The sequence below is a fragment of the Ligilactobacillus sp. LYQ135 genome, assembly GCF_053711055.1.
Map to the genome: position 1 here is coordinate 31,226 of NZ_JBSJYT010000011.1, position 26,587 is coordinate 57,812.

Consider the following 26,587-nt stretch of genomic DNA (forward strand, 5'->3'; position numbering starts at 1 on the left):
TTATTTATATTGAATAAATGTTAACATAATAACGTCGTTGTAAACGTTAAACGATAACAAATGTTTTTCTAGATGGATTTACTTATTTTTAATATTACTTTACCTAAAATACGATTATCATCCTGTTGATTTAAGATAATTGGATCATAATCACTGTTATCAGGCATTAGTAGTATTTGGCTACCAACATGTTTAATACGTTTCAACGTTGCTTCATCATTAATCAATATTGCAGCAACTTCGCCATCTTCAACAAATGATTGTTTGTGGATGATTACTAAATCACCATCTTCAATATTAGGAGACATACTGTCACCATGACAATATAATCCAAAAACACCTGTTAAATTTTTTGACAACATATTAGCAGGAATTGATTGATATGTTTCGATGTTTTGTTCTGCTAAAAGTGGTTGACCACAAGCTATTTCTCCTAAAACAGGGACTTTTATCCATGTAGCTAATGGTACAGCATTGTCAGGTAGCTCCTTTTTTGAGTTACTTTCAGATAATAGTTCTGAGATAGGAACATTATAAAAATCACTTATTTTTTGTAAATTGTTTCTTCTAGGAAAAACTTTTCCATGCTCATATTGGTTTAATAATTGTCTACTAATTCCAATACCTTTCGCTGCATCAGTTTGTGAAAGTTTTGCATTAATTCTTAATTTTAGTATTTTTTTACTTAAATCCATAAATATTCCTTCTATATTTTGTAAATTTATTTTTAACAAAATCCATTCTATTTTTGTAAATTAAAACTTTACAAAAATAGAATCATGTCTTAAAATCATACTTGAACAAATAATACGAAAGAGGTTGAAATAACAATGTCTCTTAGAAACATTATAGATGATTTAAAAACAGATTTGTATACATATTGCAGTGTGAATAACATCTTAGTTGATGACAAGGCTTGTCTAAAATTTATTATTACAAATAAAAAAATTGCCTTAAAAGCGGTAGTTGATAAAACAACTGAACCTGTTTTAAAGCAATTCAAATCTTTACCTGAAATGATTAAAGGAACTACATTTCCAACCTCCATTGATGGAATTAATCATTTCATAAAAGTTCATAGTCAATTTCTAGAATCACTAGCAATGTATAGTGATTTCGATTATGTAGATTTATATAAATTAATTGAGGAGGAAAATTAATTATGTCTACCATTCCATATAAAAAATTTTATACAGGATTTAATCATAAAAACTTATCGGCTGTTGAAAAACTTGTTTTAGTTGAGATCTACGATCGTATGAAATCTGCACGTAAAAGTAAAGATTTCTTTGATAGCGAACGTGGTGACTATTATGTAGTCTACCCTATTAATGAATTAAGTGAAGTTGTAGAGGTATCTCCTTCAACTATTAAAAATGCCCTTAAAACCTTAACCCTAAATGGTTGGCTAATCATTAAACGAGCTGTATGTCAAAATAATAAAATTTTCATCAGCCCTGACAAACAAAATTTAGATTAATAATTATTCAAAAATAGAGAGGAACTTTAATAATGCAATTTAAAAAATATTATATGGGATTTAATAACCACAAACTATCTGCAATTGAAAAATTAGCCCTAATGGAAATCTTTGATCGTATGCTATCCTCACGTAAACGTAAGGAATTTTTTGACAAATCACAAAATGATTATTATGTCATTTATACTATAAAAGAATTAAGTGAGGTTTTAGAAACCTCACCTTCAACAGTTAAAAACGTTTTAAAATCACTAACCAAGAAAGGTTGGTTAATTATTAAACGTGTTTTTCATAGAAATAATTTAATTTTTATCAGCCCTGATAAACAAATTAAATTTTTCTCTGAAGATAATTATAACACATCTACAGAAGATTGTTCTAGTATAGATAAAATCTGTGATAATACCACTACACAGACAAAATCTAACCTTGCGCAGGGCTCAAATTTGTCCCGTAATCAGAATAATAATAAACAGACTAATAACTATTTAGATACTGTTAAGTCACATCAACATGTAAATCAATCAACTGTAGTTGAATCTGAAACTGATTCTCAAAATAATCAGCAAGTAGCATTGAATGGATTAAAATACAGTCTAATTCATCATGTTAATTTACCTATAGATGCAGTTACTGCTTTATTTGAAGTGTCCAACAATCAAGAAAACGAAATTAAGGCAAATGTTAGTCTAGTATTACAAGCAAAAGCAATTGCTGCTAAGAAAAACAATACTACTTTACGCTTTGAACAATCAGGGAAAGTTCAAGGTTCTTTAGGTGAACGTATTAAGTATATTTTTAATAAAGCTCAAAAAGTAGCTAAAAATAAATCTAAGTACATTAAACAAGCTCTTATTAACTTTTTTGATGAAATTATTAATCCTACAAAAGTGGCCAAACCTGTATATTACGCTCGCAAAGGTCATTTTCAAGAAAAAATGCCATCTTGGTATACTGAAAAAAATGCTAATGAATCCGATATTCAGTCAATTAAAGTAAATAAAACTGACAATGAACCTGCCATGAATGAAATTCAAAGGTTAATGACTAAAATCAATCAGAAAACCCCTACTTTAGCTTAATATCAAGGGGGTACTTATGATGCAATATAGTAAATTAAAAAAATATTATCAAATTCAAAAAATGAACAAGGATATTAAAAGAACGCTGAATAACTGTATATTCAATAACATGATCTTTAAAATTAATAAAATTAAATATAACTGTGATGATGAATTTATTATTATAAAATTTAGCCTTACTGATTCGTCTAACAAACAGTATATGGGCTTTTTTAAGCTTACACTAACAGGACTTACACTTAACAGTCTAGAGTTCATGATTGCTAAAAATTATCAACTTACTGTAAATACGATTGGTTTTGAATTGATTAATATTGCTAAAGAATACTTAGGTTATTTAATTGAAATTAACCCTATTGAGACTAATGAGGAGATGAAAATTAAATGACAAAAAGAATTACTAATAATCAAAAATGGTTACAAGAAGATGTTAATAATATTGAAAAATACATTGAAAAAAAATACAACAAGCAAAGATGGGATAGTTTATATATCTTTTAATGACCTACATATTCATAGAGTTAGTTTAAATGATCGAAACATCAAGCCTCCATCGAAAAAAGAATATGCGGTTATATTATCAAAACAATTAGGAAGAATTGTGCAGGTTGATAATGAGGGAATAAAAATTGATCTTAATCATAAAAATTATCGCAAAAAAACATTTTTAGCTGATGGTGCGTTATTTTTAGGATGGGCATTAATGGCTTTTTATTTTATTTTTTTTGGATATATAGGAACAACTGATCCCTATGGGTATGTATTTGTAGATAATGTTGCAGATCCGTTTGTTTGTATGGGATTGGTGTTGGTATCTGGATTTTTAGGTAACTTACTTTTAGTTTATTCATTTGGTCGGAACAATTTTATTAAACGTTACCGCTTAAATAAAAAATTTTTTAATTGAAAGAAGGATAATCTAATTATGTCTGTTTATAAAATTAAAAACACAAAAAATGAAATGTATTTAAAAGTTATTGAAGAATTAATTTCGTGGGTCGATGATCCTAAGGAAGCCTCTTGTATGTCACCAAGTAAAGGAACAACTTTAGAAGAAACTAAAAAATTATTAGAAGATATGTTAGCAGATGATAAAACATGTACCATTAATGATTTAGAATTGATTGAAATTTCCTAGCTTGAAAAATATTTGAAATGATTGAAAGGAGAAATATATGTCAATGTCTGAAACTCAATTTAATCACCTATTCATATTAGCTGCTATTATAGTTTCGTTAATACTGCTAATAGTATGTCTTATTAGTGTTTTTGTAATAGCTGCTTTGATAGGTTATATTATGCATATCTATACTATGCGTCATGCAAATCATACGTGGGTAGAATCAATTAAAATAAAGCGTTCAAATATAAAAAAGTTTTTAAAAAAAATTAAACCAGTAATAATAGATGCATTAAAATTTTTCCCAGCTTTTTTCACTCTACTGTTTTTATTCATGGCATATATATTTTATAGTAGCGATATACATCAAACGATAATTCAATCTATGAATCAATTTTATGGGATCAAAATACATCCATAAAGTTATTAAACAAAAAATAGCATATAGAAAAATCCACTCTATTAAGAGTGGATTTTTCTATTTATTTAATTTTGAATTTTTTGTTTTATTTTTTGAGCCATCCATGGTTCTATTGTTCCTAAAACAAAACCTTGAATAAGTAATGCACAAAGAAATATAAATAAAACTTGAAATGCTCTAGATGCGATTAACTGCCAGATATTGATAGTATTTTTTATTGCTAAATAATCCATCAAATTAATTACAGGAGTTAGTATTAGTTTAGAAATGAGGACACTAATTGACAACTTGGTTATTTCCATCCGCGATAGTTTCATTATATTCTCATTATCTTTTATATTATATTTTTCTAAAAAATCATTACTAAAAATAAATTGTACTCCAGCAAAAAAAATAGCCATATAAAGATAAAAATATTCCATTCCAAATTCATAACATATAGTTGCTGGTACTATCATATATAAAAACATTTTCCATTCTAATTTGTTCACATTTTTTACCTCCTATTTTTATTATAAGTACATAAAGATAAATTTCAATGCATATATATTTTTTATTAAAGACGTTGATATTACAACATTTGTTGAAATATTTTCGTTGACAAATTAAAATTTAAAAGTTATTATAATAAACGAAAAGAGTTCCATGCGTTAACATGAAACTCTTCAATAACAGCTATTTGTTGGTTGTTGCTAAAGCTAATAGTATTACTACCGCCCTAAGAGTCCAAACTGTAGGCGGTTTTTTTATTTTCTTCAATTTATGTCTACATTTCTACTTAGATACATTAGGAAATGTAGTCAACTTTAATATCAGACAATTTTCCACTGTTATCAAAAAATGAAGCATGACTAACGGACAATCTAAAAGCTCCATTAATTGGCAAATGATGAGATACGCGATAATCAAGTAGTTTAATTACATCTGTTTTAACAGTATTATTAATATAGTTAGTGATTTCACGAGCACCTGTTTTATTTGCTTCTTTTGAGATTTTATCTTTAGCAATCATGACAGATATTGGATCATCATTATCAAATGGGGTTGTACTTGAACTCATTTGTCTAGTCCAATATGCATGAGATTCCTTTTGTGGTAATTGAATAGTGATAGGATATTCAATATTATTTTTCATATCTTCAACAAAATCCTCTAACTGCATTCGCGCAATCATTGCATATGATTTAGTTGCTAATGGCATAAATGGAATCATTAAACTAAATCTTTGCAAAAATTCTGGCTTAATTCCATCATCACGACCACTATTTCCAGAAAGAAGAGCAGTTTTAACAGATTCTTTTCTGCGTTCCCACTCTGTTAATAATTGAGTATTTAACTTATTAGGATTACTTTCTCGATCAAGTTTTAAAGTTTCCTTCAATTGACCAAAAACATCAGCTCCTAAGTTTGAAGTTGCAATGATGATGGTACTGTTTAGTGAACGTTCAATACCATGACTGTCGCGTGCGATTCCTTCATCAATCATCCGCATATATGCATCCATTACTTGCTTATTGGATTTTTCAATTTCATCCAACAAAATGATTTTTCGCTTATCAGTCTGCATTGAATCGCCTACAAAATGTTGAGCTTTGGCTGCATCCTTTTTAGTAGCATAGTCACCACCATTTAGTGTGATAATTGCATCTCTACGACCAAAAAATGCCTCAGCCAATGCTTTGGCAGTTTCGGTTTTACCAACACCAGTTGAACCCACAAAAAGCGCTGTCATTAAGGGCTTTTTATAATCACGTCTCGTATATAAACTATTTCGCACTACGTTGGCTAATTGATCCAATGCTAACGGTTGGCCAATTACTTTTTTATTAACAACTTCAATAATATGCTCAGGATTTGTGGTTGTATCAATAGTATATCCTTCTGAAAGGAACGCTTTAGCGATGATTTCATGATCAATCTCATTTTTATGTTCCTTTCGACAAAAGCCAACACAGTTGTTTAAAATACTTAGTGACTTAGCAGGATTAACAAGATTCCTAATAAATGCATCTGAGTACATAATAATTTGGCGATACATAGCATCACTACATTGAGGGATATTAGATAATCCTTGTTCGCTATATGAAGCTAAACGTCTTTTCATGATTGTGATGGTATCTTCTAATCCAGGTTGTTTCATAATAATTTTGCCAAATCTACGATCAAAAGCGGTATCTTTTACAATATCGCGCCTATATTCATAATCAGTAGTTGCACCAATTAAAGCAAATTCATCTCTAGCTAAGCCTTCTTTTAAAGCATTCATAGCAGCTGATGATCCTTCTTGACTATCAACCTTACCATAATGATTTAGTTTATGAATTTCGTCAATAAAAAGAGCCATTTGGAAATTCTTATCAGGATTGGCTTCACGAGTGACTTTTTGAATCTCATTTAAATCGGTTAGTAATGTACGCATTCTACTGATCATCATATTTTCATTTAATTCCCCTAGTTTTTCGATACTTAATGATACAACACATAATGGCCGATCAGTTAAGCTACGATTATAGATAGCTTGTTCAATTAAAGCAGTTTTACCAACACCAGCATCACCTAGTAATAACGCATCAGGTTCAGAAACGCGATATAAACATGCTTCTAACATTTCTAATTGATCTTGATAGCCAATTAAAGTATTTTTACCAGGTTTCATAGCTTGCAAAGCATGATTATATTTTTTATCCAAATTTTTAGGAATAACCAGTTGAACATGTTTAGGATCAGTATTGATAGTATGGCCTTCAATTTCAAAAGCCTTAGCAATTACATTTTCATCAATAATTAATCCAGGTACAGCTCCTGCTGTATTTTTATGATTTAAATATGCTTTACGACAAATACCGACACATTTGTCTAACATTGCTAGTGTACGTGCTGGTTGAGCTGAATCACGGACATAAGCATTTGAATAATCAATTAATCTACTTAAATCTTGATCATCAATAAAGGGAATATAATTATTATTACTTTTTGATTTCAACCAATGTTTAGCTATATCTTCAATGACCTTTTTTGGTGGCTCTTCCATGACAATTTTTGTTAATCGTCTACTAAAGGCCTTGTCAGGTTCAATATTGTTACGAAATTCATCTTTGGTAGTTGCTCCAATTACAGGGAAAACTCCAGCGGCTAAATCATTCTTTAAAGCATTCATAGCTCCTGATGATCCTTCTTTACCACGATGAGCTTTACCATAGTTATTTAACTTATGAATTTCATCAATAAATAGTGCCATTTGGTAACTATTATTTTCAATGTCATTTTGTTTAGCAGTATATTCTTTAATTTTATTCATGTCTGTTAAAATTTCTCGACAGCGTGAAACAAACACATTGTCATTTAGTTCACCTAGTTTTTCGATATTTAATTCAACTACACATAGAGGTCGATCAGCAGAATAACGATTATGTGCGAGTTGTTTAACCATTGATGTTTTCCCCACTCCTGGGTCGCCAATAATCATGGCCGAAGGGGTATTGAGCCCATATAGAGCTGAATCTAGTAACTCTAATTGATTTTCATAACCCACTAGTAAATTATAACTATCATCTAATTGTGTCAGTGAGTAATTATATTTTTCATTTAATTCTGAAGGAATAAATAATTTAACTGAATTGATAACTTTTCACCTCTTTAATATATTTGTACGTGTTATATTATAACACATACAACACTTGTTATTATTTAACGATAACAAAAAGAACGTGATATTTACCACGTTCTTTTGTTTAATTACAATATCTCAGTTTCGCTGTCTACAAATGTTGGAGAATGTAAATCAGCATCTTGGAATCCGCTTGTTTCATGTTTTTCTACATTAGCATGATATGATGAGTTATCATCATCAAGCGGATCGACCTTAATAGGTTCATATGGTTTAATCGAATTTAATTGAGCTTCTTTATATGCATCATTAACAATTTTAATAATTTCTTCAATAGTTAATGAAGGGTTATTTTCAAATAATGATAGCATTTGTGGATATACTTCTTCCTTAGTTTCCACTCGTATCGCCTCCCTGTAATGTATCGAATTTGGCTTGAGATACGACTTTAACTTTATTTTTAGTTTGTTCTTCACCTAAAATATTATTACTTAAACGTGTATTTTTAATTTTTTGATATTTCTTATTAGCGCTTTCTACATTCTGTTGCAATTGTTCAATTTGTCCTTCTTGATCTTGTTTTCCTTGTTGTGCAATTTGATCATCAGGATTAATTTTCAATCGCTTATTATATTCTTCTAGTGTATTCTTGGCTTCTTTAAGTTGTTTTTTATTTTTCTCAACTTGATCTTTAATTTTTTCTAAATTATTGTGAATGAACAAAGTATCGACTAATTCTACTTCGTTGTTGTCCCAATTAACATCAGTCTGTTTAGCCGAATATGGATTTAAACGCATATAATAAATTGGTGGAACATTAGAATTTGCTGTGCTAGAGCTAGAATCGCTCATATCATCAGATCCGTCTAGCGTACCATTTGATAATTGTGCAGTAATGGATTTATTAATTGTACTATCGTCTACTGTTGAGCCATTGGCTGCCTGTTCGGTAGTGGTTAATTTAGCTGTATCTACAATCATAATTACAAAAGCTTCATTTTTGAATGGCTTATCTGAGGTAATTTGTAATACACCACTTCCATCTGTACCAAATATGCCATATTTTACATGAATATCTTCAACAGGGTAGCCATCAGTAGCAACTAACCAAAGTCTATACCCAGTACCAAATGAACTTAAAGCTTGATGAGCTTTATCATCATATTTGATAGTAACAGCCATTTGTTTATGATCCTTACTAAGAATAGAGTTTCCTAAAGTTAATGTTCCTTTATCGGCTGCACCCTTATTTAATATTGGAAGTTGAGTGCCCTCTTTCATAGACTTTCGAGTTTGTGCGACATTATATTGATGATTATTGCTATAACTCCATCCTCCAGCAATAAAAAGTAATAAGAGTGCGAATCCGAAAAGCCAGGGCATCCACTTAAAAAGTCTCACATCTGAAAAATAATGTTCTTTTTCTTTAACTCGCATAGAAGTTAATTTCTTTTTTTTCTGTTTATTTTTTGATTTTTTCTCTGATTCTTTGTTGTGTTTTTGTTTTGATTTTAATAACAAGAATTAGTCCCCCAATCATTATTAATATAAATAGTCCAATCCAAGATGTAATCAAAGCTGGTTCTACTGCACCATTCATTAATGCAACATCAATCGAAATATTGCCACTATCATGAGCAGCAGTAAACATTTTAGCTAACATTTCATATGTGGTTGATTTAGCATTTAAAAATTTTTGCCAGTTTATCTGTAAAATTAAAAGTTGACGAATATAAATTAATGGTGGCACGATTACAGCGACTGCATACCAATAATTTTGTTTGATCCAATTACGAACTAACCAAAGCATTAAGCAAATAGTAACAATCATTGTGAGGTAACCTACAACATAATTTACATTAGTAATCATAGCCACGCTTTTAATAAATTTAGCAGTGATTTTATCACTCTTCATATAAGTTGCTTCTGCTAATAAACCAAGAAAAGAGCTGCTAGTTAGCATACAACCAAACATTCCGAAAAATAGTGGCCAAAAATGGTATTTATTTTTAGTTAATTCTGTTTCCTGTTTATGCTTAATCATTAATCGGATTAAATAAATTCCAGTAAGCATAGATATATTAGTAATAATCAGTAAGACCCAATCATCAGGTTTCCTGAGTAACGTAAATGATTGTGAAACATCTAGCTTCTGAAAGAAAGGAGAAATTAATGATGAAATTAACCACCCTTCAAGTCCTATTGTTAAAATAAATATAATTCCCCAAAAAATTTTAGAGATAAATTTAATAAATTTGCTATTGGCAAAGTTTTTCTTTTTAATAATCATGCACCTACTTTCAAGTTATATTTAAATTTTTGATGATTAAAATAATTAATTATTGATACAGGAGCGGTTTTCCAATCCCATTGAGCTTCTAATGTACCAGTAGTAATGATGCGATATTGATCATTAGGCTCTAAACACGTTATTAAATTAATCTGAGCATCATTAGAATCATTGAGTACATCAGTATTATCCTCCTTAATTAAATATTGCTTAGATATGCTATATTCAAAAATTTTTTGTGAGGTAGCAATATATATTTTTTGACCATTTATCCAGTTATTTATATGACACTGATTATTTTTTAAATATGGTTGATTGTTATTAATATATTCTTGAAGAGCACTAAAATCACTATGTCCATCATTGTAGTTATGTCCCACAATCACCAAGTTACCATGTCCTAATGTATCAATGTCCCCACTGTTAGTTGGCATTTGTTGAGCTCCTTTATTAAGAGCGGTTTGATCATACGGACGGTTGTAGATTGGTAACAATATCCCTAATTTGGGAATTGCTATTTCTCCTAATTTAGTAAAATCAGTTGTATTATCAATAACACCTTCTGCGATACCATCAATTTTTTGAGGCGTTGTAGGTGTGTTATTGTATGACATTTTTTGTCTGCATTTTATAGCAATAAATTGCTTAAAATTACCAATATTTTGCTGGTATAAAATCACACTTCCTGAGACTAGTAAAACTACTAGATCTAAAAAGATCAGCAAATTTAATCTTTTATTTTTATTATTCACTCAAAAGCTAAACCTCCTTTAAAGATTGAAATAACAATATTTATTATAACATTTATCTTACACAAAAACATCATAGTAAACGTTTTTTAATATCAAAAAGAGCACTAAAAATTTAGTGCTCTTGAAAATAACTATTTATCAATTGAATTTTGTACTTGTTTAATATAACTAATAACGTCTTTATTACTAATCTGTTTTTCTTGTTGGCTATTGCTTCCCCATAAATACGTTGACTTAGCATTTTTTTGCTGAGACATAGCTTCGACTTTCTGTTTTCTTAAAGTTGTATTATGCAAATCAACGGTATTATAGTAGTTAGCATAGTGGTTTGTATTACGAACTGGATTTCCATGATTGGCTATTTGTTGTGCACTAGTATTTGCATCACTGGTCGTCCAGTAATTAACCGTGATGTTATCATTTAAATTAGCTAATACTTTAGGGTTGATACAATCATTCCAAACGATGGTTTGGAAACCTTTACGATTAAGATAGTCATTTAATTTATTTATAAAATTACTAAATTGTATTGCACAATTTCCATTACCTACAACTTCATCTCCACCGATCATCCAATATGTGTGCTTTTGATTGTTAAATGCTGGTAAAATTTCAGCATACAATTGTTTAACAAAATTCAGTGTTTCAGGATTAGTATAATCTAACGTATCATCTGACATTATAATATCTTTATCTAACCAGGGACTATTGCAGTTATTTAATTGATTAATAATCGCTTGACAATGCGCAGGAACATCAATATCTGGAATTATATTAATGCCTTTTTGATTGGCATAATTAACAATATCTTTAATTTCTTCTAGAGATAATGCGTTTTTGTTAGTTGTATTATGCAAAATATTAGTTTTTACCGCAAAACCCTCATTGTCATTTAAATGTAGTTGAATAAATTGAAACTTATGAGGATCAACGTTTTTGATGACTTGTAGAATTTGTGATTTAGTCATTTTTCTACGTGCAACATCTAACATTAAAATATTATTTTGAGTTACGTCATTTGATTTTTTTTGACTATAAACTGTATATGGACTAACATTATTGGCTAAAATCTTATTAGGTACTGAACAAAAAGAAAAAGCAATTAATGTTGCTACAACGATTTTATGAAATTTCATAGTATTTTCCTTTCTAAAAAAGAGATAACTAGTTTAAGTTATCTCTTTTTTATTTACTTAATTAATGCTTATTTTTTAGAATGCTTTCGTTTTTGATATGCAAAAATACCAATGCCAGTTAAAAGAGCTACACCTAATACACTCAAACCTTTAGCAATTTGTTCGCCTGTTTGTGGCATTGAATTATCATTTTGTGAGGAAGCATCAGTAGAATTATTTAAACTGCTATTTAAAGAGCTAGATGAATTATTTCCATTTTTACTACTGCTTGATGTATAAGCATCAGTAGAAGTTGCTTTATCAGTGTTAGTAGCTGCTGGCACTTCATCAACGTCTTTTTTATCAGTAGTTGACGTAGATTGAGATTGTTTATTATCTTCATTAGAAGCATCAGAAGCATCATTAGCAGGTACATCTTCTACCTCTCCACTGTCAGCAGATTTATCAGTATCTTTAGAATTTTCTGATATGCTGGAATTTTGACTTACATCAGATGAACTTTTATCACTAGTTGCAGGCACTTCCTCCATTCCATTTTCTTTAGAAGAAGATTCTACACTCGAACTTGATACAACAATACTTGAATCCTTATTTTCGGAATTTGATGAAGATTCGCTATTTGCAGGTACTTCTTCCATATTGTCTGTGGAAGATTGATTATCTACTTTAGAGCTCGATACTACCGAAGCCACTACTGAACTAGTATCACTTTGGTTAGTAGTGTCAGTTGATACCTTTCCCTCTTCAGTTTCACTAATATCAATACGTGTACCATCTGGAGTTGTGATTGTAATATTAGATTTTGTAGTAGGATTATTTGCTTCTTTAGGGGGAATCACTGAATATGGTTGTCCTTTTTTATTCTCAACTAAAGGATTGTTCAATGATAATGTTTTTCCATCTTTAAATGTGACGATAAATTGATACTTAGTCCCCTTCTGATTCCCAGATAAAGTAGTTTGATAAACTTTAGACTTACTGTCTTTTGACATGTCACGTTTATTAATGTGATTGTCGTTATTTTGTGTAATCAACGTCACTTTTTTTATATCAGAATTATTATGTGTTGTATTTAATGCACTTTTTACAAATTGATTATTAGGATCAAATGTAATTTTTGTTTTTGATTGTGTATATACAACACTTGGCACATCGTTGGCGTTGATGATATTTTGATTAATTATAGTGCTTGTACCAAGCACTGCTGCGCAACTCATTGCTGCTAATAAACTATGTGAAATGGTTTTATTCATATTTAATCACCTCTAATTTTTTACCACCATTTGGGTTTGTTTTCTTCAGTTAATGGAACGACAGTTTCATCATTATTTAGAAACAATGGAATATTCCCGTCCTTAGCCCATTTAATAACAGTGCTCTCAGCATACCCAGTCTTTTGACTAACAGAAGCAACGGTTATAGCCTCACGGTCATCAAACCATCGTCTCGTTTGCATAATACGTTGTTGACGTTTCTCATAGCTAGCATTGGCCATTAATGATAATGACATTGTGTTCCCCCCTCCCCTCTTCATTAATTTATATATATTATATCATTGTTATTTATATTTAGTTACAAAATAATGAATTTGTTCCCTTTATGATAGGAGAAATCAATATACTTTATTGAATGTAGACAAATATACAAAAATAATTGTATATTTGTCTACATTTCTACTTGTATAAATTAAGACAATGTGGAATAATGGTAGTAGACAGAAAGAAGGGGCTTTTTATTAAAAGCCATACTTTCAACCTCTGTGGAAATTCACGTATTACTTTTTATAAAAAATAAGCATTTATTAATTGTATATTTGTCTACATTTCTACTTGTATAAATTAAGACAATGTGAAATAATGATAATAGATATTAGAAAGGGTGGGCAGCATGCCTGATAAAAATAACGTAAAAAAAATGACAACTGATATGAAAAAACATCGTGAGGAACAAAAATTGATTTCTAAAGAAAAAGCTTTTTTTGAAAATAAATCTCAAGCTACTGTTATTACAATTGGAAATCAGAAGGGGGGAGTAGGGAAAACCACCAATGTATATTTAATTAGTTATGTATTAGCTAAGTTTGGTATTAAAACATTAGTTGTAGATCTTGATCCGCAAAGTAATTCGACAAAAACATTAATGCTAACAAAATCTGAAAATCAAAATACTGTTGATGCAATTGATAAAACTATTATGAGAGGTGTTGAAGAGAGAGATTTTACAGATTTACCAGTTAATATTAAAGAGAACTTAGATTTATTACCTTCGTATATTGACTTTGAAAACTTTACTAAATATTTATACAAAAATACTAATAGTGAATATGAAGAAACTCATTTAATAGAACCTTTGCTTGAACCATTAAAAGCAAACTACGATGTGATTTTACTTGATGTTCCGCCATTGAATATTGAAATTACCAAAAACGCAGTGGTTTGTTCCGATTATGTTTTAATTTCATTGCAAACGCAAGAAGATTCTATGAGTGGAGCAGAAAGTTACATTAATACTTTGGTTAAATTGAAAGAGCAATATAATTTGCCGGTGGAAGTTATTGGTATTTTAGCAGTTTTAAGCGAAAAAAGAAGTCCAGTTGATAAATTGATTTTGAAATCTGCGGCAGAAGAATTTGGAGAAGATATTTTATTTAAAACAATAGTTCCACAAATGGCACGCATTAAACGATTTCCAATTAAAGGAATTACTGATAGTGATTTTTATGATAAGAAGGTTATTGATGTATACAAGAAAATCACGCATGAACTGATTGAACGTTTAATAGATATGGAAAGAGAGGATAATTAAAATGGGAAGAAATTTTTTGGAAAGAAGAATGCAAGGACAAGTTCCTGCTACTCAAAGTGCAAAATTGCATAATGAAAGTAATAAAGAGGAGAAAATCAAGAAAAATACGCAATCATCTGCTGATACTCGTGCATCTATTAAAATTCCAAAAGATTTAAAAAAAGAGCTCAACATAATTAAATCTATGGAAGAATTTAAATTTGATTATGAGGCAATTCAATTGTTAGTAGATAAGTATGTCAGTGGCTTATCTGTGGAAGATCGCAAAAAATATGAGACATTGAAAAAATATCTTTAATGTAAAATAAAGGGCATTGATTTGCCTATTATTTTTGGATTTGTAGTTATTATTTTACAATCACTAAAGTGTTATAAATTGTACAGGGAAATAAGAAGTTGATCACAACGTAGATATTGAATTTACAGTTTAAATTAACGCTAGAAGGAGTTTGATTAATCTATGATAACTGATAAAGCTTTACTTAAACGACATGCTGTTGAAATTAGTAATCATCTAGAAATTATGAAAGAATTTATTGGAGAGAATACAAGTTTACGGAAACCATTAGCTATAATTGAGAAAAATCTTCAAATTTTTGAAAATGAATTACAAGAGTTCGAGGAATAAAAATGTTAAGGAGGTAAATAACACATGAGAGGCAAAGATTTAAGAATGGAATGCAGAAAATTAATAAATAAAAAGAAGAACCTAACTTTATTAAATGATTTGGTAAATAAATTACAATACATAATCAAAAAGAGAGAAGAAAGTCAAAATGTTAAGAAAATATCTGTAAATCTTGAATCTCTGAACGTAAAACTTCCAAAAGATGTTAATGGAAATGTTATTAAATTAAGTGAATATGTTGTGTTTATCTCAAGAAAATTAAAGTTAAATGTCAGTGTTAAGAATGAGGAAAAACATATCATTACTATGGACTTGACTAAAGAGTACATAAATCTCTCTGTTATAGGAACGTTTTTGGTTGCATGTTTTGCGATTATCATATTTTGCGGAGTTTCTTATTGCTTTGCTCATTTTATGTACATTAATTGTATAATTTCTGCATTTGCAGCGGTAATGATGTTGTTTTTAATTATCCCTTTAGGTGCATATATTTACAGAGCTTATCGTAAATTACGTAATTTGCACTACGAAAAATTGTTCTTTGGGGAGGTTAAATAGAGAAAGGAGCGTGGAGTATATGGAACACTTTTTACAATTAGCTATTGATTAGTCACTTATTACTTTCAAGTCCTTACATGAGAAAATAGAGAATATATAATACTTCTGCTCTATAAATTTTTCATTTTTGTTACTATATTACGATTACAAATTCGTTTTTAATATAGAGATAATGTTGTTGTTAAACAATGTTGGTAGTATAAACAATACATATTATTAATACGGAGGTTTATTCAATGAAAAAAATTCAACAAATGCTTTTAACAACATTAGGTGTGGTAGGAGGAACTTTAGCGTTGGGTTCAATTAGTGCTAATGCTGACACTGTCACAGTACAAGCAGGAGATACAGTTTCAGCAATTGCTAAAAAGTATGATACAACAATTAGTGATATTCAAAGAGCAAATAATCTATCAAACCCTAATTTAATTTATGTTGGTCAACAATTAGAAGTTAATGGCAAAGATAATGGTACACAGCAAGTTGTAACAACTACTGCATCTGTAAATTCAACTAATGCTCCAGTTGTTCAAGTTTCGCAATCTACTCAGGCTTCACAGCCATCTATTAAGACGCCAGTAAAAACAACGAGCTCTACATCAGTTGAAAATACTCAGGTTAAAGCGCCACAAACTCAAGAATCTAGCGTTTCAAGTAATACTACGCAACGTGCGCAAACTGTAACATCTAAGCCACAAACAGCTACTACATCAAACAACTACACAAGTAATGTTTCAGGTAGTGATGCAGCCGCTAAAGCGTGGATTGCACAACGCGAATCAAGTAATAACTATAATGCACGTAACGGTCAATACATTGGCAAATATCAATTAAGTTCTTCATATTTAAATGGTGATTACTCACCTGCTAATCAAGAAAAGTGTGCAGATCAATATGTTCAAGAACGTTATGGCTCTTGGACAAACGCACAAGCTCACTGGCAAGCTAACGGTTGGTATTAATTAAAAAGCCCCTTTTGGGGCTTTTTTTATTGCCAATAACAATTTATTTACACAATAAACAAAATAGTTAATTAATAGCATTTACAAATTTGTTAAATGTGGTTTATAATGAATGTAAATTCGACAGAAAGAACTGTAATATCAATGTTTTTTCAAAAAACAAATTAGAGGTTTAATCAAATGGTAGCATTAATAAATGATTATCGTGCATGGGATAAACGTGAAGAGCGATATATTTATCATGTACAACAGTGTCTTACACTACCAGATAATTCTTGGCAGTGTAGGATGTGTTTCTTTGATTATTTAAAAAACGATGATTACATAGTAGAACAATCCATAGGTTTATTAGATATTCAAAGTAAAAACATATATGAGGGGGATATTGTTGAGGGTATTGCCCTTAATAGTTTTAAATTTAAAGGACAAATTATTCGCAAGGATAATTTTTTTGCTGTGAAAATAAAAAATGGAACTATTTTATCACAGTTAGCTACATATAATTTAAAGGTTTTGGGTAATATCCATCAAATTAAAGAATTAAAAATAAAGATGAGAAATCAACGACTAAAGCCTAAAAAATTAAAATCTAGTAGTTAGATAGATAATTATTAATATAGTAATTATCTTTAATATTTCAACTTAGTAGTTATCAAAGGCTACTGAGTTATTACCAACTAAAAAATATTAAATTTGTTGGTAGATATAAATTAATATTCTTGAAAAGAGAGTGAAGAAAATGACTAAAGATGAAATTGTAAAAACATTGAATAGTGAAATGCAGAAAATAAATGAAGATTTATCGGTGATTAACGATTGTACCGATTTAACTTTAATATATAAAGATAAGGCACCAGCTCGTTTCTTAGGTTTTGAAGGGAATAGGTTTAATATTGCGTATTATAAAGATTTACCTCCTTTTATTAAAAAATCAAGTACAGTAATTCGGTTTTATGTGTCTGGACAAAAATTACTAAGAGAACTAGATTTATAAATATTAAAACGGAAGAAAATATGTTCAACGTTCAAATGAATTGATGACAAATCATTCGTAAAAATAATTAATAATATAGTAATTATATGTTTAATGTTTCAACTAAGTAGTTATCAAAGGCTACTGAGTTATTACCAACTAAAAAATATTAAATTTGTTGGTAGATATAATTTGGAAAACATATTCCATAATTAATTCAGAACAAGGTTTTACAATTTGACTTTGAGACTTCACGGTATATAAGTCAGGATCTAGGCTTAGCAGTTGTCAGAGGCTGTTGAGTCATTAGCCATAAATAAATGGTATTAATTTTTTAAAACTGGAGGATTATAAAATGAAGAAAATTAAAATTTTAAAAATTGAAAATTACGATGATGTTATCAACGATTGTTTAGAAAATTTAGCTAATGAATTTGATTACAATTCTTCAAAGAAAATGCTAGAGAATAGAAAAGCGCAGTTCATTAAATTTATCGAACCAATTTTTAAAAATGAATTACAAGAAGAATTTAATAAAAATCCTGAAATTTTGAAGAAAAATTTTAAAAATGAAGGAAATGGAGTATATATATCTAATACCGGAGTTAAACTTACTATTGAAGAAAAGGATTGATTAGGATGTACGATAATTATCAAATTGTAAAACGTTGTTTAAGTGGAGATTATGCATTAGTGAAAGACGGTAATCCGTCAGTAATTATGGATGCTAATAATACGGTTGATTTAAATCCATTTAATAAAGCCATGCAAGCCTTCGTAGATTGTTATCAAGATAAAGTTAAACATCATTTTAACATCGGTAATGGAAAGATTTTATGGCTTATTCCACACGTAATTGATGATGTTGATTTAACAAACATTGAGCATGATTTTTTAAACGGAAATAACTTTCGTTACTATGCTAAAAGCAATAAAGGAAGCCGTTATGGTTTTTGGTATGACAAACAAGAACAAACTATTATGTTTGGACTATTAAAGAATAAACGATACCATCGCTCTTTTGAACAGCAAGTATTATCAATGATTGCGGATTTTTGCCGAGAACATAAAGATTTATCAGTTCTAGGAATATTAGATCATAATTCAAAAATTACTAAACAATTTCTTTGTGGCACAGAAGAACAAATTAAACAAGTTCAAGGATTGCTTGATGAAAAATAAAGTAGAGTTAATGGAGGATTAACAGATGAAAAAATATAAAATAGTTAAACTTATTGGTTTTGAAAATGCGGTAAAAGAATCAATTAGAGATAATTTAGCATATAAATTTGATTATAAATCATCACAAGAAATTATTATGAAAGAATGTAAAGAATTTTCTGAATTATTAAAACCGGCGTTTGTAAATGATCTGGAAATGAGTCTCAATGATAATCCTGAATTTTTAAATAATTTTGAAAAGGAATCAGAAAATGTATATGTTTCAGAAGATGGGTATAAATTTGAGATTGAAGAAATGGATAATTAATAAAATGGATGATTATAAAAATGAAGATGAGCAGGTGTGTTTTATGGTTAATGAAAGAATAGTAGGTTTTAGTTATGTCTAAAATAAAAAAGTTCTTATATAGTTTTTTTATGATTTTTCTAGTATGTTTGGGACTAGCTTTGATATTCAATGAACAAATTAAAACATACATAGTCCATCATATGCAGGAAAATGCTTTGGAACAGCCTATTAATCAAAAGAAACCTAAAAATGGCCAATTTGATGCTACTAAGGTTGGAGCAGTAAGTTCAAAAGATGTTGCTAAAGCTGCAACACAACCTGTTTCCGATTCAATAGGTAAAATAGCAATTCCAGATATAGGATTAAAGTTACCAATTTTTTATGGCATGTCTAATAGTAATATGGTTCGAGGAGCTTGTACTATGAGAGCTGATGAACAAATGGGGATGTTAGGTAATTATACACTGGCTGGACATCATATGTTAGATAACAACTTACTTTTTGGGCCTTTACAGAATGCAAAAAAGGGACAATTAATTTACTTAACTGATGGTAAGCAAGTTTTTGTCTATAAAATAGAAACAAAAACAGTGGTTGATGAACATCAAACACAATGGCTAGACAGTAATTCTGATCAACATTTGATCACTTTAGTAACGTGTGCATCAGGCCAAGAAGGAGAAACCAGGAGAATTATTATTAGAGGTATATTGCAATCTACTAATCAATATGATTCAACTAACTCAAATCTCTTTAAATACAATTAAATCAACATTTGCGGTTGTTTTATCAATAAAAATATTTTATAATTGTAATCGTAAAACAATTACAATTATAAAAGGTGGTGATTTTTTGAGAGCATTCAATAAAAGAGACATGGCTCAGTATTTGGTTGAAAAGCAAAAATTCAAAAATAAAAGTCAAGCCTCATCAGCTATTAATGCTGTTTTAGAGAGTATTGAAGTGGGCTTAGAACGAACCAATAAGGTAAAACTGGTAGGATTTGGTACTTTCTCAATTAGTTCAACTAAAGAAAGAAAAGGAAGAAATCCAAGCACAGGAGAAACATTAGTATTACCTAAACATAACCGTGTTTGTTTCCATGTAGGAAAACCGCTCAGAGCTAAATTCAAATTTAGGGGGAATTAATGTGATATTTACCTTAAAAGACTTACAAACAGGTGAAACGTGTAAAGTAAGTAGTTATCAAGGTTTGCTCTCTGATAATGATGAGTTCCAAATGATTGATTGTGATGTAAGTGATGATGTGGATGAATTGTTTGGAAAATATACCAGTCCTGATTATTGGATTAATCTTTTTAATGATGACGGTTTATCCGCTGTAAACTGTGCATTAAAATACGTTGATGAAGTCGCCGAAATCGGTTTTTCAGAATCTTTGCAAAATATTTTTACAGCATATGGTGCATCAGAAGGAGAATTTGTTCGAGCTGCATTAAATGAACAAATTACAGAAATTGATAGTGATTTAGGTATCATTGCTGAAAATAAACTGGCCGATAGTGATGCAAGTATTATTAATAATCGTCCTTATGTTTTATTTTTTGATTATGAAGGATATGCTAAATGGCTTCTAGATCGAGAAATAGAAGATAGAAAAGTTATTAAAGTTAATAATCATTACTATCGCGTTGATAATTAAAATGTTAATTATGGAGGAATTTAAACTATGTTACGAGTTATAAAAAAAGTTAATGATGGACAATACTTAATTACAGCAGAGGAAGCTATTAAATATGGATCTAGCTTTCTTGAAGAAGCAAACTGTGAAAATGGTACACCTGTATTAAAAGCCATTGAGATGCAACGTGCAATTGATAATAAGAAAATTCGTCCAGTTACTTTGCAAATTACTAGCGGTGGAAAAACAGTAGCGTTATATGATTGTTTAGATGTTGGCGTTAATCCTACAGCTATTACTGGTGAATCTACAGCTATTACTGATAAAAAAGAAAAGAAGTAATCTGCACAAATTAACTAAGACAGATATAAAATTATCTGTCTTTTTTATTTCATCATACTTTTTAAGAAGGTGAAAATAATTAATTCAATTATTAAAGTTATAGACAAATTTGATGAATTTATCAAAAAACGTCCTAAAGGGACAATGATAACGGTATTAATAATTGTTATCTGTTCTGGTTTATTAACAATTTGTCGTAATTACTGGGATGAAAATAAAACGTATGATTCTATTAATTCTTCAATTAATAGTAGTATCCGATTTCTAAAGAATAATAAAAAGAACCAATCTGTAACTATTTTTTTAGACAAAACAGGATGTCCAGAGTGTCAAAAAGTTGAAAAGGAAATTGTCCCAGCAATTAAATATGCACGTTTTACTGGCAAACAAATAATTGTCCTTGATGTTGGAAAGATGGATCATAATCAAATTCAATGGATGAAAAAACATTTTAAGGGGGCATTATTGAATCGTGAATATTTAACAATGCCTTCGGTCTTTGAAGTATCTTATAATATCTCAAAACATCAATGGGATGTTAATGCTTGTGAAAATGAAGGAAATTTAAAGAAAATGTTACAGATTATTCTTAAATAAGGAAGTGATATAGAGTGATAGCAATTCCGTGGACATTTATTATATTTGGTTTTTTTTGGCTACTAATAACAGTGACGATAACTCAAATTGGTTACAATATTTGGCAAAATAATGTGGGTTGGAAAAGACTAGCTCCGTTATTGACAACAACTTTAATTGATATTATTTGGACATTATTAGTTTTGTCTATTTACAAGGTTATAAATACAAAAATGCCATATGTCTTTAACATTATTAATACGTTTTTAAACTATGTTTGGAAGTTCATTCCAAAAGGTATTATAGGATATATTTTAATACCAATAGTAATTGCCTATGTATTTTTAACTTTATCAGGTCTTTACCACTATTATAAGAAACGTCATGAATATAAAGTTTTGGAGGCTAAAAAATTGGAGGAAGAGGCTAAGGTAACGCCTAATTTAAGCGCTGATTCAAGGCAAAAATTAAATGACCTAGCCAATGATCATCAAGCTAAAACAGCCTTGATATTTCGTAAATTAATTCGTAAGGCTGAAAGAGATCATAATAATTTATTTGTTATTAAGCAGAATAATGATTTGTGGATTCCTATTTTTAATAACACTCAACTTAGTAAGTTGAAAGAATATATTAACACTGATGATATGGCTTTAGAAGAAGCTGCCTCTCCATCCATTGTTAAAATATCTCAACATAATATTCAATCATTTACTTTAGATAAAGGACAAGACGTATTTAAAAAATCTTTGATGGAAGGGGAAAATTAATGTTTTCGGTATTTAAACATATATTATTTTACTATGCTTTACCTTATGCCACTGCATTAGGCTGTTTAATGGCATTAATAAATTTTATCCAAGAACGTTATCGCAAAGCTAATGAAGATGATGCCCCCAAAAAAATTATATCCATTATCTTTAATGTATCAATTGTTGTTAGTGTGTTGATGTTCCTTAATTGGTTTTTTACAAAAATAAGCATTGGGATCTGGATTGCTAATATGGTACACCAACTAATGCTTTTCTTACAAAATTTACCAGCCATTGGTGTTATCGCTAGCACTTTAATTAATTGGAAAAATTGGATATTTAATTTTATCGCCACTTGGTATTTGCCATACTTAAAAGCTTTTGTTTTAGTCTTTTTCTTCGGATCATTAGTTGCCCTAGCTGGTTTAAAATGGCGTGTTAATTTTGCACGCGCACTAAATATTATTATTCCAGTTGTCGTTAAGTTTCCATATTTATGTTTTCAATACTTTACTGGACATCAAACCCCTGTAAAAGATCTATTATTAAAAGGGGTTTTGAAAGCTAAAATTCGTGAAAACTTAAATGATAGTTATGAGGCAGCCGTACAAGGTTACAGTGACAATGGACAAAAATTTGAAAATGGCGCTGGTGGTACAGCAAGTACACAGACTAAGAAAGCTACTGCGGTAGCAATCAGAAGAACTGATGTTAGAGTGCTAACAGCTGGCGGTCAAAGAAAAGCACATATTTTAGTACATCAAAGTCGAGAAACTGAAACAGATAAATCTATTGAAAGAACTTTACAAGGATTAGGGGAAAGATTAAGTGGAGATTCAGTTTATTTCCCAGCTGATCCATATTATTCAAGCAATGAAAAAGGATTTATTTTTGACAGTGTTGTTAGTTATAATCCAGCTGAAGAATTAGGTTCTTTCAAAGTAATTTTCGACAATCCGTTTGAGCAACATACGCGATTAGAATTAGGTGGAATGGGTGCATTTGCTGTTTTTATGAATGATATTAAAAACTTAATTAAATACATTACCCACTTAACACCACGTGGTTTACGTGATCGTATTATACAAATTGCAAATACTAAATATTACTATGATAATAGCGTAGAAAAAGCTGATTATAAAGTACAACAGAATTTGGACTTATCTATTATTCCTGTTCCTGAAGATCCAAAAACACATTTAAATATTAAAGATGCACGCGAAAAAGCTTTACAAGTTGCCAATGCGCGTGCTGAAGATGTAAAGAAAGCTTTAAATGGTTTTCATCTAACTGGGCAGATGCTTGATGTAAAAGTGGGTGGTAATAATGCAATTTACAGTTTTGCAATGCCACCAGATCCAAAAATTCCTAGCGATTTAACCAGAGTAGAAATGCAAATTGGAAATATTTTGCGAATTGATGATAAACCGATCATTCAAATGAAAGCAGGGATTTTAACATTATCTATGAATAATGGCGTAAATATTCCTGTTTCATTTACCAATATGATTAAAGAACGCAAGAAAGGAGTATCTTGTATTATATCTGGTATGGCAGGCGTAGATGCTATGCAGAGACCGATTTATTTTGAATTGGGTGATAAAAATCCTCATGCAATTTTATTTGGTAAAACTGGTACAGGTAAAACGGTTACTATTTTCACAATTATATATTCAATTATGAGTGCAACTGATCCTAAACATTTACGTATCGCATACATTGATGGTAAAGGTAACTCATTTGAATTTATGAAATTAGATGGAGAACATCCTAATCCATATCTATATGCACCACCAGCTGATGCATCTGGAGATATAGAATATGCGCGGGCTTTAATATCTCATTTAGAGTCTGAGTGTCGTAGACGGATCGATTTATTCAAAAAAGATGCAGTTGCGAAATTATCAGAGTATAACGAAAAACATTCTGACGATCCTCTACCAGAAATTCTAGCAGTAGTTGATGAATTTAGTGCAATTACTAAATTAGATGATAATTTAAAGGCTAGTGAAGCTGTAAAGAAAGGTACAGTTGATAAATTTGAATATTTAGCTAAGATGGCTCGTAGTGTTGGTATTAGATTATTACTAGCCAATCAATCAGCTAGAAAAGAGTTAGTCCCAGGGAAAATTGCAGCTAATATTACAGGGCGTGTTTCATTAGGGGTATCTGAACCTATTGAGGCTGAAATTGCATTACCAGAAACAGGAATTAAAGTTAATCAGATCAATCAACCTGGTGAATTTTATTCTATCATGAACGGTGCAAATAATGCTGAACATGGAAACAGCCCTTATCTTAGCCCTAAAACTTGCGAAAAACTTAATGATAAATTGACTGAAAAGTTTGGTCAAGCAACTTATGTCAAAACGCGTGAAGAAGTTATGGAGGAGGAAGGATTTGTTCAAAGGGATGAAACAAAAGATAAACCTATGTCATTTTACAAATCCCCAGTTTTGCCTTCTCAAAAAAATAATCCAGAAGATAGTAATCCAAAAAATCATAAACACACTGGTAAATATGCTTATACTATTTCAGGAGGAAAGGATGGAAAAGATTTATGAGAGATGATTTTCAATGGCTATTCAGGACACATTTAAATAATACATTAATAAAATGGCTTACGATAAATAACATTTCTCAAAAATGGTATCAAGAAAATGTACACTCGATTAAGAATGAAGTTAATCAACTCATCAGGGATAATTTATCGGATGCAATTAGTAGATATGAACAATATTATTTAAAAAATCCAAATTTAAATATTAAAGAATATTTTCTAACTAATTATGGTATAGATAAATTTAACAGACAATGGAACAAACAAATTAATCAATGTAACAATAGAAAGGTGATTTAGATGAGTTTAATGGATATTGCAAAAAAAGCTAATAAAAAAATTACAAATCGGTTTAAGGTAACATATTATGATAAAGACACAAAATTATTTAAAGAAGAAGTTTTAGAAACAGGAAGTGAGGCATATGATCAGATTATGCCATTAGCAATGGATAAAGATTATGATAATATCCTTGGGGAATGGGTAGAAAATGATACGCCTGTGGGGTTAGTTGGAACTGCAAAAATATTAAGTGTCCGTAGTGGTGAACGCTCATATATGCACGTCAAGATTCATTATGAATTGAAAAATGGTGTCCCTCGATTTAGAGATTTTAATTCCGTTGAAACGTTAGGCTTTAAGATTGTTAAGCACAGTAAAACCGATGGGGATATTTTAGCTTTGGAATTAAAAGATAATTCAATAGAGCCACTTGATCGTGTGGATACTAAAAATTTAAAACATTTATTGTCAGTAATTCAAGTTTTCAACAATGAAGTTTTATCAGAAGCCACTGATGATAGTCTTGATGAAGAAGATAATGATTATTCTCAATATACACAAGATTATAATTCTTCTTTTGAAGAAACGGAGTGATAAAAATGGCAGGGATTGATTTCTCTGGCTATGATATAAATAGTATTAAAAAAACAGTGAAAAAGGACTTGCTTAAATATTTAAACGATCAAAATACGGATTTTGTTGCAAATTCAAAGCGTTTAGATAAATATTTAGATGATACATTTGATAATCAAGAGATTAGATTTTTAGATGCGTTTAATCAATTCTTGGATGGTGATGATAAATATTTAAAGAAAATGTTGGCGTAAACTAAATAAAAAAGATACTTTAGGTAGTATCTTTTTTATTTTTCGATGAAATATGAAGGAGAAATTTAAAGATGAAGAAAAATAAAATACTAACTTTAGCAATTACTATTTTAACAGCAATAGGACTAGTAGGATGCACTAGTTCAAAGCAATCTCGAGCTACCTATGTCAAACGAGAATCAGTAACAAAAACATACAGTGCCTCCAAGACATCAAACCATCAAATCTCCAAAAAATTAGCAGAGAGTGTTTTAACAAATAATGTACGTCATCAATTAGGCAGTAATATCCGCTGGAATGGACATGGAGCATTTATTATTA

General features: G+C 29.8%; 37 protein-coding genes and 1 pseudogene. 28 read left to right on the forward strand and 10 right to left on the reverse strand.

The window, feature by feature from the left end:
• Window positions 1-68 precede the first annotated feature (68 nt).
• Window positions 69-695, reverse strand: coding sequence for a helix-turn-helix domain-containing protein (locus ACWCL1_RS08175; protein WP_454546423.1), 627 nt, complete (start codon window positions 693-695; stop codon window positions 69-71).
• 135 nt (window positions 696-830) lie between these two features.
• Between ACWCL1_RS08175 and ACWCL1_RS08180 the strand changes: the two genes are divergently transcribed.
• Genes ACWCL1_RS08180 through ACWCL1_RS08210 form a run of 7 tightly spaced genes read left to right on the forward strand, consistent with a single transcriptional unit; the run spans window position 831 to window position 4,103 of the window.
• Window positions 831-1,160 carry a hypothetical protein gene (locus ACWCL1_RS08180; RefSeq protein ID WP_454546424.1) on the forward strand — a complete coding sequence of 110 codons (330 nt, stop codon included), beginning with the start codon at window positions 831-833 and terminating at the stop codon, window positions 1,158-1,160.
• Window positions 1,161-1,162: 2 nt separating this feature from the next.
• Window positions 1,163-1,480 (forward strand): hypothetical protein, encoded by a 318-nt coding sequence (locus tag ACWCL1_RS08185; RefSeq protein ID WP_454546425.1) that lies wholly within the window; start codon window positions 1,163-1,165, stop codon window positions 1,478-1,480.
• Window positions 1,481-1,512: 32 nt separating this feature from the next.
• Entirely contained in the window at window positions 1,513-2,562 is a 1,050-nt protein-coding gene (locus ACWCL1_RS08190) for a hypothetical protein (RefSeq protein WP_454546426.1), read from the forward strand.
• Window positions 2,563-2,581: 19 nt separating this feature from the next.
• Window positions 2,582-2,950, forward strand: a complete 369-nt coding sequence (locus ACWCL1_RS08195; RefSeq protein ID WP_454546427.1) for a hypothetical protein — start codon at window positions 2,582-2,584, stop codon at window positions 2,948-2,950.
• Between the two features lie 51 nt (window positions 2,951-3,001).
• Entirely contained in the window at window positions 3,002-3,469 is a 468-nt protein-coding gene (locus ACWCL1_RS08200) for a hypothetical protein (RefSeq protein WP_454546428.1), read from the forward strand.
• A gap of 18 nt (window positions 3,470-3,487) precedes the next feature.
• Window positions 3,488-3,700, forward strand: coding sequence for a hypothetical protein (locus tag ACWCL1_RS08205; protein ID WP_454546429.1), 213 nt, complete (start codon window positions 3,488-3,490; stop codon window positions 3,698-3,700).
• Between the two features lie 43 nt (window positions 3,701-3,743).
• The gene (locus ACWCL1_RS08210; RefSeq protein WP_454546430.1) at window positions 3,744-4,103 is read left to right on the forward strand and encodes a hypothetical protein; all 360 of its coding nucleotides are present in this window, start codon (window positions 3,744-3,746) and stop codon (window positions 4,101-4,103) included.
• A gap of 65 nt (window positions 4,104-4,168) precedes the next feature.
• Here ACWCL1_RS08210 and ACWCL1_RS08215 read toward each other — a convergent pair whose 3' ends face one another.
• From ACWCL1_RS08215 to ACWCL1_RS08255, 9 genes are all read right to left on the reverse strand, one after another.
• Window positions 4,169-4,594 carry a hypothetical protein gene (locus ACWCL1_RS08215; RefSeq protein ID WP_454546431.1) on the reverse strand — a complete coding sequence of 142 codons (426 nt, stop codon included), beginning with the start codon at window positions 4,592-4,594 and terminating at the stop codon, window positions 4,169-4,171.
• 296 nt (window positions 4,595-4,890) lie between these two features.
• Window positions 4,891-7,635, reverse strand: a complete 2,745-nt coding sequence (locus ACWCL1_RS08220; RefSeq protein ID WP_454546432.1) for an AAA family ATPase — start codon at window positions 7,633-7,635, stop codon at window positions 4,891-4,893.
• 203 nt (window positions 7,636-7,838) lie between these two features.
• On the reverse strand, window positions 7,839-8,111 hold the full coding sequence (locus tag ACWCL1_RS08225) for a hypothetical protein (protein ID WP_454546433.1): 273 nt from the start codon (window positions 8,109-8,111) through the stop codon (window positions 7,839-7,841).
• A complete protein-coding gene (locus ACWCL1_RS08230) occupies window positions 8,101-9,231 on the reverse strand; it encodes a hypothetical protein (RefSeq protein ID WP_454546434.1) in 1,131 nt (376 codons plus the stop codon). The genes ACWCL1_RS08225 and ACWCL1_RS08230 overlap by 11 nt, the downstream gene beginning before the upstream one ends.
• Window positions 9,173-10,000 carry a hypothetical protein gene (locus tag ACWCL1_RS08235; RefSeq protein WP_454546435.1) on the reverse strand — a complete coding sequence of 276 codons (828 nt, stop codon included), beginning with the start codon at window positions 9,998-10,000 and terminating at the stop codon, window positions 9,173-9,175. The genes ACWCL1_RS08230 and ACWCL1_RS08235 overlap by 59 nt, the downstream gene beginning before the upstream one ends.
• A complete protein-coding gene (locus ACWCL1_RS08240; protein ID WP_454546436.1) occupies window positions 9,997-10,752 on the reverse strand; it encodes a class A sortase in 756 nt (251 codons plus the stop codon). The genes ACWCL1_RS08235 and ACWCL1_RS08240 overlap by 4 nt, the downstream gene beginning before the upstream one ends.
• Before the next feature lie 131 nt (window positions 10,753-10,883).
• On the reverse strand, window positions 10,884-11,888 hold the full coding sequence (locus ACWCL1_RS08245; RefSeq protein ID WP_454546437.1) for a family 20 glycosylhydrolase: 1,005 nt from the start codon (window positions 11,886-11,888) through the stop codon (window positions 10,884-10,886).
• 68 nt (window positions 11,889-11,956) lie between these two features.
• Window positions 11,957-13,141 (reverse strand): LPXTG cell wall anchor domain-containing protein, encoded by a 1,185-nt coding sequence (locus ACWCL1_RS08250; protein WP_454546438.1) that lies wholly within the window; start codon window positions 13,139-13,141, stop codon window positions 11,957-11,959.
• Window positions 13,142-13,161: 20 nt separating this feature from the next.
• Window positions 13,162-13,398 carry a hypothetical protein gene (locus tag ACWCL1_RS08255; protein ID WP_454546439.1) on the reverse strand — a complete coding sequence of 79 codons (237 nt, stop codon included), beginning with the start codon at window positions 13,396-13,398 and terminating at the stop codon, window positions 13,162-13,164.
• A gap of 377 nt (window positions 13,399-13,775) precedes the next feature.
• Between ACWCL1_RS08255 and ACWCL1_RS08260 the strand changes: the two genes are divergently transcribed.
• The 21 genes and pseudogenes from ACWCL1_RS08260 to ACWCL1_RS08360 form a co-directional block, all read left to right on the forward strand.
• Entirely contained in the window at window positions 13,776-14,693 is a 918-nt protein-coding gene (locus ACWCL1_RS08260) for a ParA family protein (RefSeq protein ID WP_454546440.1), read from the forward strand.
• A 1-nt stretch (window position 14,694) separates the two neighbouring features.
• Window positions 14,695-14,991 (forward strand): hypothetical protein, encoded by a 297-nt coding sequence (locus ACWCL1_RS08265; RefSeq protein WP_454546441.1) that lies wholly within the window; start codon window positions 14,695-14,697, stop codon window positions 14,989-14,991.
• 162 nt (window positions 14,992-15,153) lie between these two features.
• On the forward strand, window positions 15,154-15,321 hold the full coding sequence (locus ACWCL1_RS08270) for a hypothetical protein (protein WP_454546442.1): 168 nt from the start codon (window positions 15,154-15,156) through the stop codon (window positions 15,319-15,321).
• Between the two features lie 24 nt (window positions 15,322-15,345).
• Window positions 15,346-15,879 carry a hypothetical protein gene (locus tag ACWCL1_RS08275; protein ID WP_454546443.1) on the forward strand — a complete coding sequence of 178 codons (534 nt, stop codon included), beginning with the start codon at window positions 15,346-15,348 and terminating at the stop codon, window positions 15,877-15,879.
• Window positions 15,880-16,115: 236 nt separating this feature from the next.
• Window positions 16,116-16,841: an aggregation-promoting factor gene (apf, locus tag ACWCL1_RS08280; protein WP_454546444.1), complete on the forward strand. Its 726-nt coding sequence runs from the start codon at window positions 16,116-16,118 to the stop codon at window positions 16,839-16,841.
• Window positions 16,842-17,021: 180 nt separating this feature from the next.
• Window positions 17,022-17,441 carry a YopX family protein gene (locus ACWCL1_RS08285; protein WP_454546445.1) on the forward strand — a complete coding sequence of 140 codons (420 nt, stop codon included), beginning with the start codon at window positions 17,022-17,024 and terminating at the stop codon, window positions 17,439-17,441.
• Window positions 17,442-17,580: 139 nt separating this feature from the next.
• Window positions 17,581-17,835 (forward strand): hypothetical protein, encoded by a 255-nt coding sequence (locus ACWCL1_RS08290; protein WP_454546446.1) that lies wholly within the window; start codon window positions 17,581-17,583, stop codon window positions 17,833-17,835.
• A 334-nt stretch (window positions 17,836-18,169) separates the two neighbouring features.
• Window positions 18,170-18,448 (forward strand): hypothetical protein, encoded by a 279-nt coding sequence (locus ACWCL1_RS08295; protein ID WP_454546447.1) that lies wholly within the window; start codon window positions 18,170-18,172, stop codon window positions 18,446-18,448.
• A gap of 5 nt (window positions 18,449-18,453) precedes the next feature.
• Window positions 18,454-18,996: a hypothetical protein gene (locus tag ACWCL1_RS08300; protein ID WP_454546448.1), complete on the forward strand. Its 543-nt coding sequence runs from the start codon at window positions 18,454-18,456 to the stop codon at window positions 18,994-18,996.
• Between the two features lie 25 nt (window positions 18,997-19,021).
• On the forward strand, window positions 19,022-19,303 hold the full coding sequence (locus ACWCL1_RS08305) for a hypothetical protein (RefSeq protein WP_454546449.1): 282 nt from the start codon (window positions 19,022-19,024) through the stop codon (window positions 19,301-19,303).
• A gap of 74 nt (window positions 19,304-19,377) precedes the next feature.
• Window positions 19,378-20,052 carry a class A sortase gene (locus ACWCL1_RS08310; RefSeq protein ID WP_454546450.1) on the forward strand — a complete coding sequence of 225 codons (675 nt, stop codon included), beginning with the start codon at window positions 19,378-19,380 and terminating at the stop codon, window positions 20,050-20,052.
• An 85-nt stretch (window positions 20,053-20,137) separates the two neighbouring features.
• Entirely contained in the window at window positions 20,138-20,434 is a 297-nt protein-coding gene (locus ACWCL1_RS08315; protein WP_454546451.1) for an HU family DNA-binding protein, read from the forward strand.
• 1 nt (window position 20,435) lies between these two features.
• Window positions 20,436-20,948 (forward strand): hypothetical protein, encoded by a 513-nt coding sequence (locus ACWCL1_RS08320; protein ID WP_454546452.1) that lies wholly within the window; start codon window positions 20,436-20,438, stop codon window positions 20,946-20,948.
• 27 nt (window positions 20,949-20,975) lie between these two features.
• Window positions 20,976-21,269 (forward strand): hypothetical protein, encoded by a 294-nt coding sequence (locus ACWCL1_RS08325; protein WP_454546453.1) that lies wholly within the window; start codon window positions 20,976-20,978, stop codon window positions 21,267-21,269.
• A gap of 69 nt (window positions 21,270-21,338) precedes the next feature.
• Entirely contained in the window at window positions 21,339-21,866 is a 528-nt protein-coding gene (locus ACWCL1_RS08330; protein ID WP_454546454.1) for a hypothetical protein, read from the forward strand.
• A gap of 14 nt (window positions 21,867-21,880) precedes the next feature.
• Window positions 21,881-22,615, forward strand: coding sequence for a hypothetical protein (locus tag ACWCL1_RS08335; RefSeq protein WP_454546455.1), 735 nt, complete (start codon window positions 21,881-21,883; stop codon window positions 22,613-22,615).
• The gene (locus ACWCL1_RS08340; RefSeq protein ID WP_454546456.1) at window positions 22,615-25,161 is read left to right on the forward strand and encodes an FtsK/SpoIIIE domain-containing protein; all 2,547 of its coding nucleotides are present in this window, start codon (window positions 22,615-22,617) and stop codon (window positions 25,159-25,161) included. Before ACWCL1_RS08335 ends, ACWCL1_RS08340 begins: the two co-directional genes overlap by 1 nt.
• Window positions 25,158-25,457, forward strand: coding sequence for a hypothetical protein (locus ACWCL1_RS08345; RefSeq protein WP_454546457.1), 300 nt, complete (start codon window positions 25,158-25,160; stop codon window positions 25,455-25,457). Before ACWCL1_RS08340 ends, ACWCL1_RS08345 begins: the two co-directional genes overlap by 4 nt.
• Window positions 25,458-26,033, forward strand: coding sequence for a hypothetical protein (locus ACWCL1_RS08350; protein ID WP_454546458.1), 576 nt, complete (start codon window positions 25,458-25,460; stop codon window positions 26,031-26,033).
• Window positions 26,034-26,038: 5 nt separating this feature from the next.
• Window positions 26,039-26,266 carry a hypothetical protein gene (locus tag ACWCL1_RS08355; RefSeq protein WP_454546459.1) on the forward strand — a complete coding sequence of 76 codons (228 nt, stop codon included), beginning with the start codon at window positions 26,039-26,041 and terminating at the stop codon, window positions 26,264-26,266.
• A gap of 71 nt (window positions 26,267-26,337) precedes the next feature.
• A pseudogene (locus ACWCL1_RS08360) lies at window positions 26,338-26,587 on the forward strand (DNA-entry nuclease); the annotation flags it as partial.

Bases quoted from the DNA above. Each gene is read 5' to 3' on its own strand.
- ACWCL1_RS08345 (WP_454546457.1), top strand. From the start codon at position 25,158: ATGAGAGATGATTTTCAATGGCTATTCAGGACACATTTAAATAATACA.
- ACWCL1_RS08270 (WP_454546442.1), top strand. From the start codon at position 15,154: ATGATAACTGATAAAGCTTTACTTAAACGACATGCTGTTGAAATTAGT.
- ACWCL1_RS08255 (WP_454546439.1), bottom strand. From the start codon at position 13,398: ATGTCATTATCATTAATGGCCAATGCTAGCTATGAGAAACGTCAACAA.
- ACWCL1_RS08350 (WP_454546458.1), top strand. From the start codon at position 25,458: ATGAGTTTAATGGATATTGCAAAAAAAGCTAATAAAAAAATTACAAAT.
- ACWCL1_RS08310 (WP_454546450.1), top strand. From the start codon at position 19,378: ATGTCTAAAATAAAAAAGTTCTTATATAGTTTTTTTATGATTTTTCTA.
- ACWCL1_RS08305 (WP_454546449.1), top strand. From the start codon at position 19,022: ATGAAAAAATATAAAATAGTTAAACTTATTGGTTTTGAAAATGCGGTA.
- ACWCL1_RS08325 (WP_454546453.1), top strand. From the start codon at position 20,976: ATGTTACGAGTTATAAAAAAAGTTAATGATGGACAATACTTAATTACA.
- ACWCL1_RS08175 (WP_454546423.1), bottom strand. From the start codon at position 695: ATGGATTTAAGTAAAAAAATACTAAAATTAAGAATTAATGCAAAACTT.
- ACWCL1_RS08180 (WP_454546424.1), top strand. From the start codon at position 831: ATGTCTCTTAGAAACATTATAGATGATTTAAAAACAGATTTGTATACA.
- ACWCL1_RS08300 (WP_454546448.1), top strand. From the start codon at position 18,454: ATGTACGATAATTATCAAATTGTAAAACGTTGTTTAAGTGGAGATTAT.
- ACWCL1_RS08340 (WP_454546456.1), top strand. From the start codon at position 22,615: ATGTTTTCGGTATTTAAACATATATTATTTTACTATGCTTTACCTTAT.
- apf (WP_454546444.1), top strand. From the start codon at position 16,116: ATGAAAAAAATTCAACAAATGCTTTTAACAACATTAGGTGTGGTAGGA.
- ACWCL1_RS08275 (WP_454546443.1), top strand. From the start codon at position 15,346: ATGAGAGGCAAAGATTTAAGAATGGAATGCAGAAAATTAATAAATAAA.
- ACWCL1_RS08190 (WP_454546426.1), top strand. From the start codon at position 1,513: ATGCAATTTAAAAAATATTATATGGGATTTAATAACCACAAACTATCT.
- ACWCL1_RS08235 (WP_454546435.1), bottom strand. From the start codon at position 10,000: ATGATTATTAAAAAGAAAAACTTTGCCAATAGCAAATTTATTAAATTT.
- ACWCL1_RS08250 (WP_454546438.1), bottom strand. From the start codon at position 13,141: ATGAATAAAACCATTTCACATAGTTTATTAGCAGCAATGAGTTGCGCA.
- ACWCL1_RS08295 (WP_454546447.1), top strand. From the start codon at position 18,170: ATGAAGAAAATTAAAATTTTAAAAATTGAAAATTACGATGATGTTATC.
- ACWCL1_RS08205 (WP_454546429.1), top strand. From the start codon at position 3,488: ATGTCTGTTTATAAAATTAAAAACACAAAAAATGAAATGTATTTAAAA.
- ACWCL1_RS08285 (WP_454546445.1), top strand. From the start codon at position 17,022: ATGGTAGCATTAATAAATGATTATCGTGCATGGGATAAACGTGAAGAG.
- ACWCL1_RS08195 (WP_454546427.1), top strand. From the start codon at position 2,582: ATGCAATATAGTAAATTAAAAAAATATTATCAAATTCAAAAAATGAAC.
- ACWCL1_RS08265 (WP_454546441.1), top strand. From the start codon at position 14,695: ATGGGAAGAAATTTTTTGGAAAGAAGAATGCAAGGACAAGTTCCTGCT.
- ACWCL1_RS08210 (WP_454546430.1), top strand. From the start codon at position 3,744: ATGTCTGAAACTCAATTTAATCACCTATTCATATTAGCTGCTATTATA.
- ACWCL1_RS08260 (WP_454546440.1), top strand. From the start codon at position 13,776: ATGCCTGATAAAAATAACGTAAAAAAAATGACAACTGATATGAAAAAA.
- ACWCL1_RS08290 (WP_454546446.1), top strand. From the start codon at position 17,581: ATGACTAAAGATGAAATTGTAAAAACATTGAATAGTGAAATGCAGAAA.
- ACWCL1_RS08355 (WP_454546459.1), top strand. From the start codon at position 26,039: ATGGCAGGGATTGATTTCTCTGGCTATGATATAAATAGTATTAAAAAA.
- ACWCL1_RS08245 (WP_454546437.1), bottom strand. From the start codon at position 11,888: ATGAAATTTCATAAAATCGTTGTAGCAACATTAATTGCTTTTTCTTTT.
- ACWCL1_RS08185 (WP_454546425.1), top strand. From the start codon at position 1,163: ATGTCTACCATTCCATATAAAAAATTTTATACAGGATTTAATCATAAA.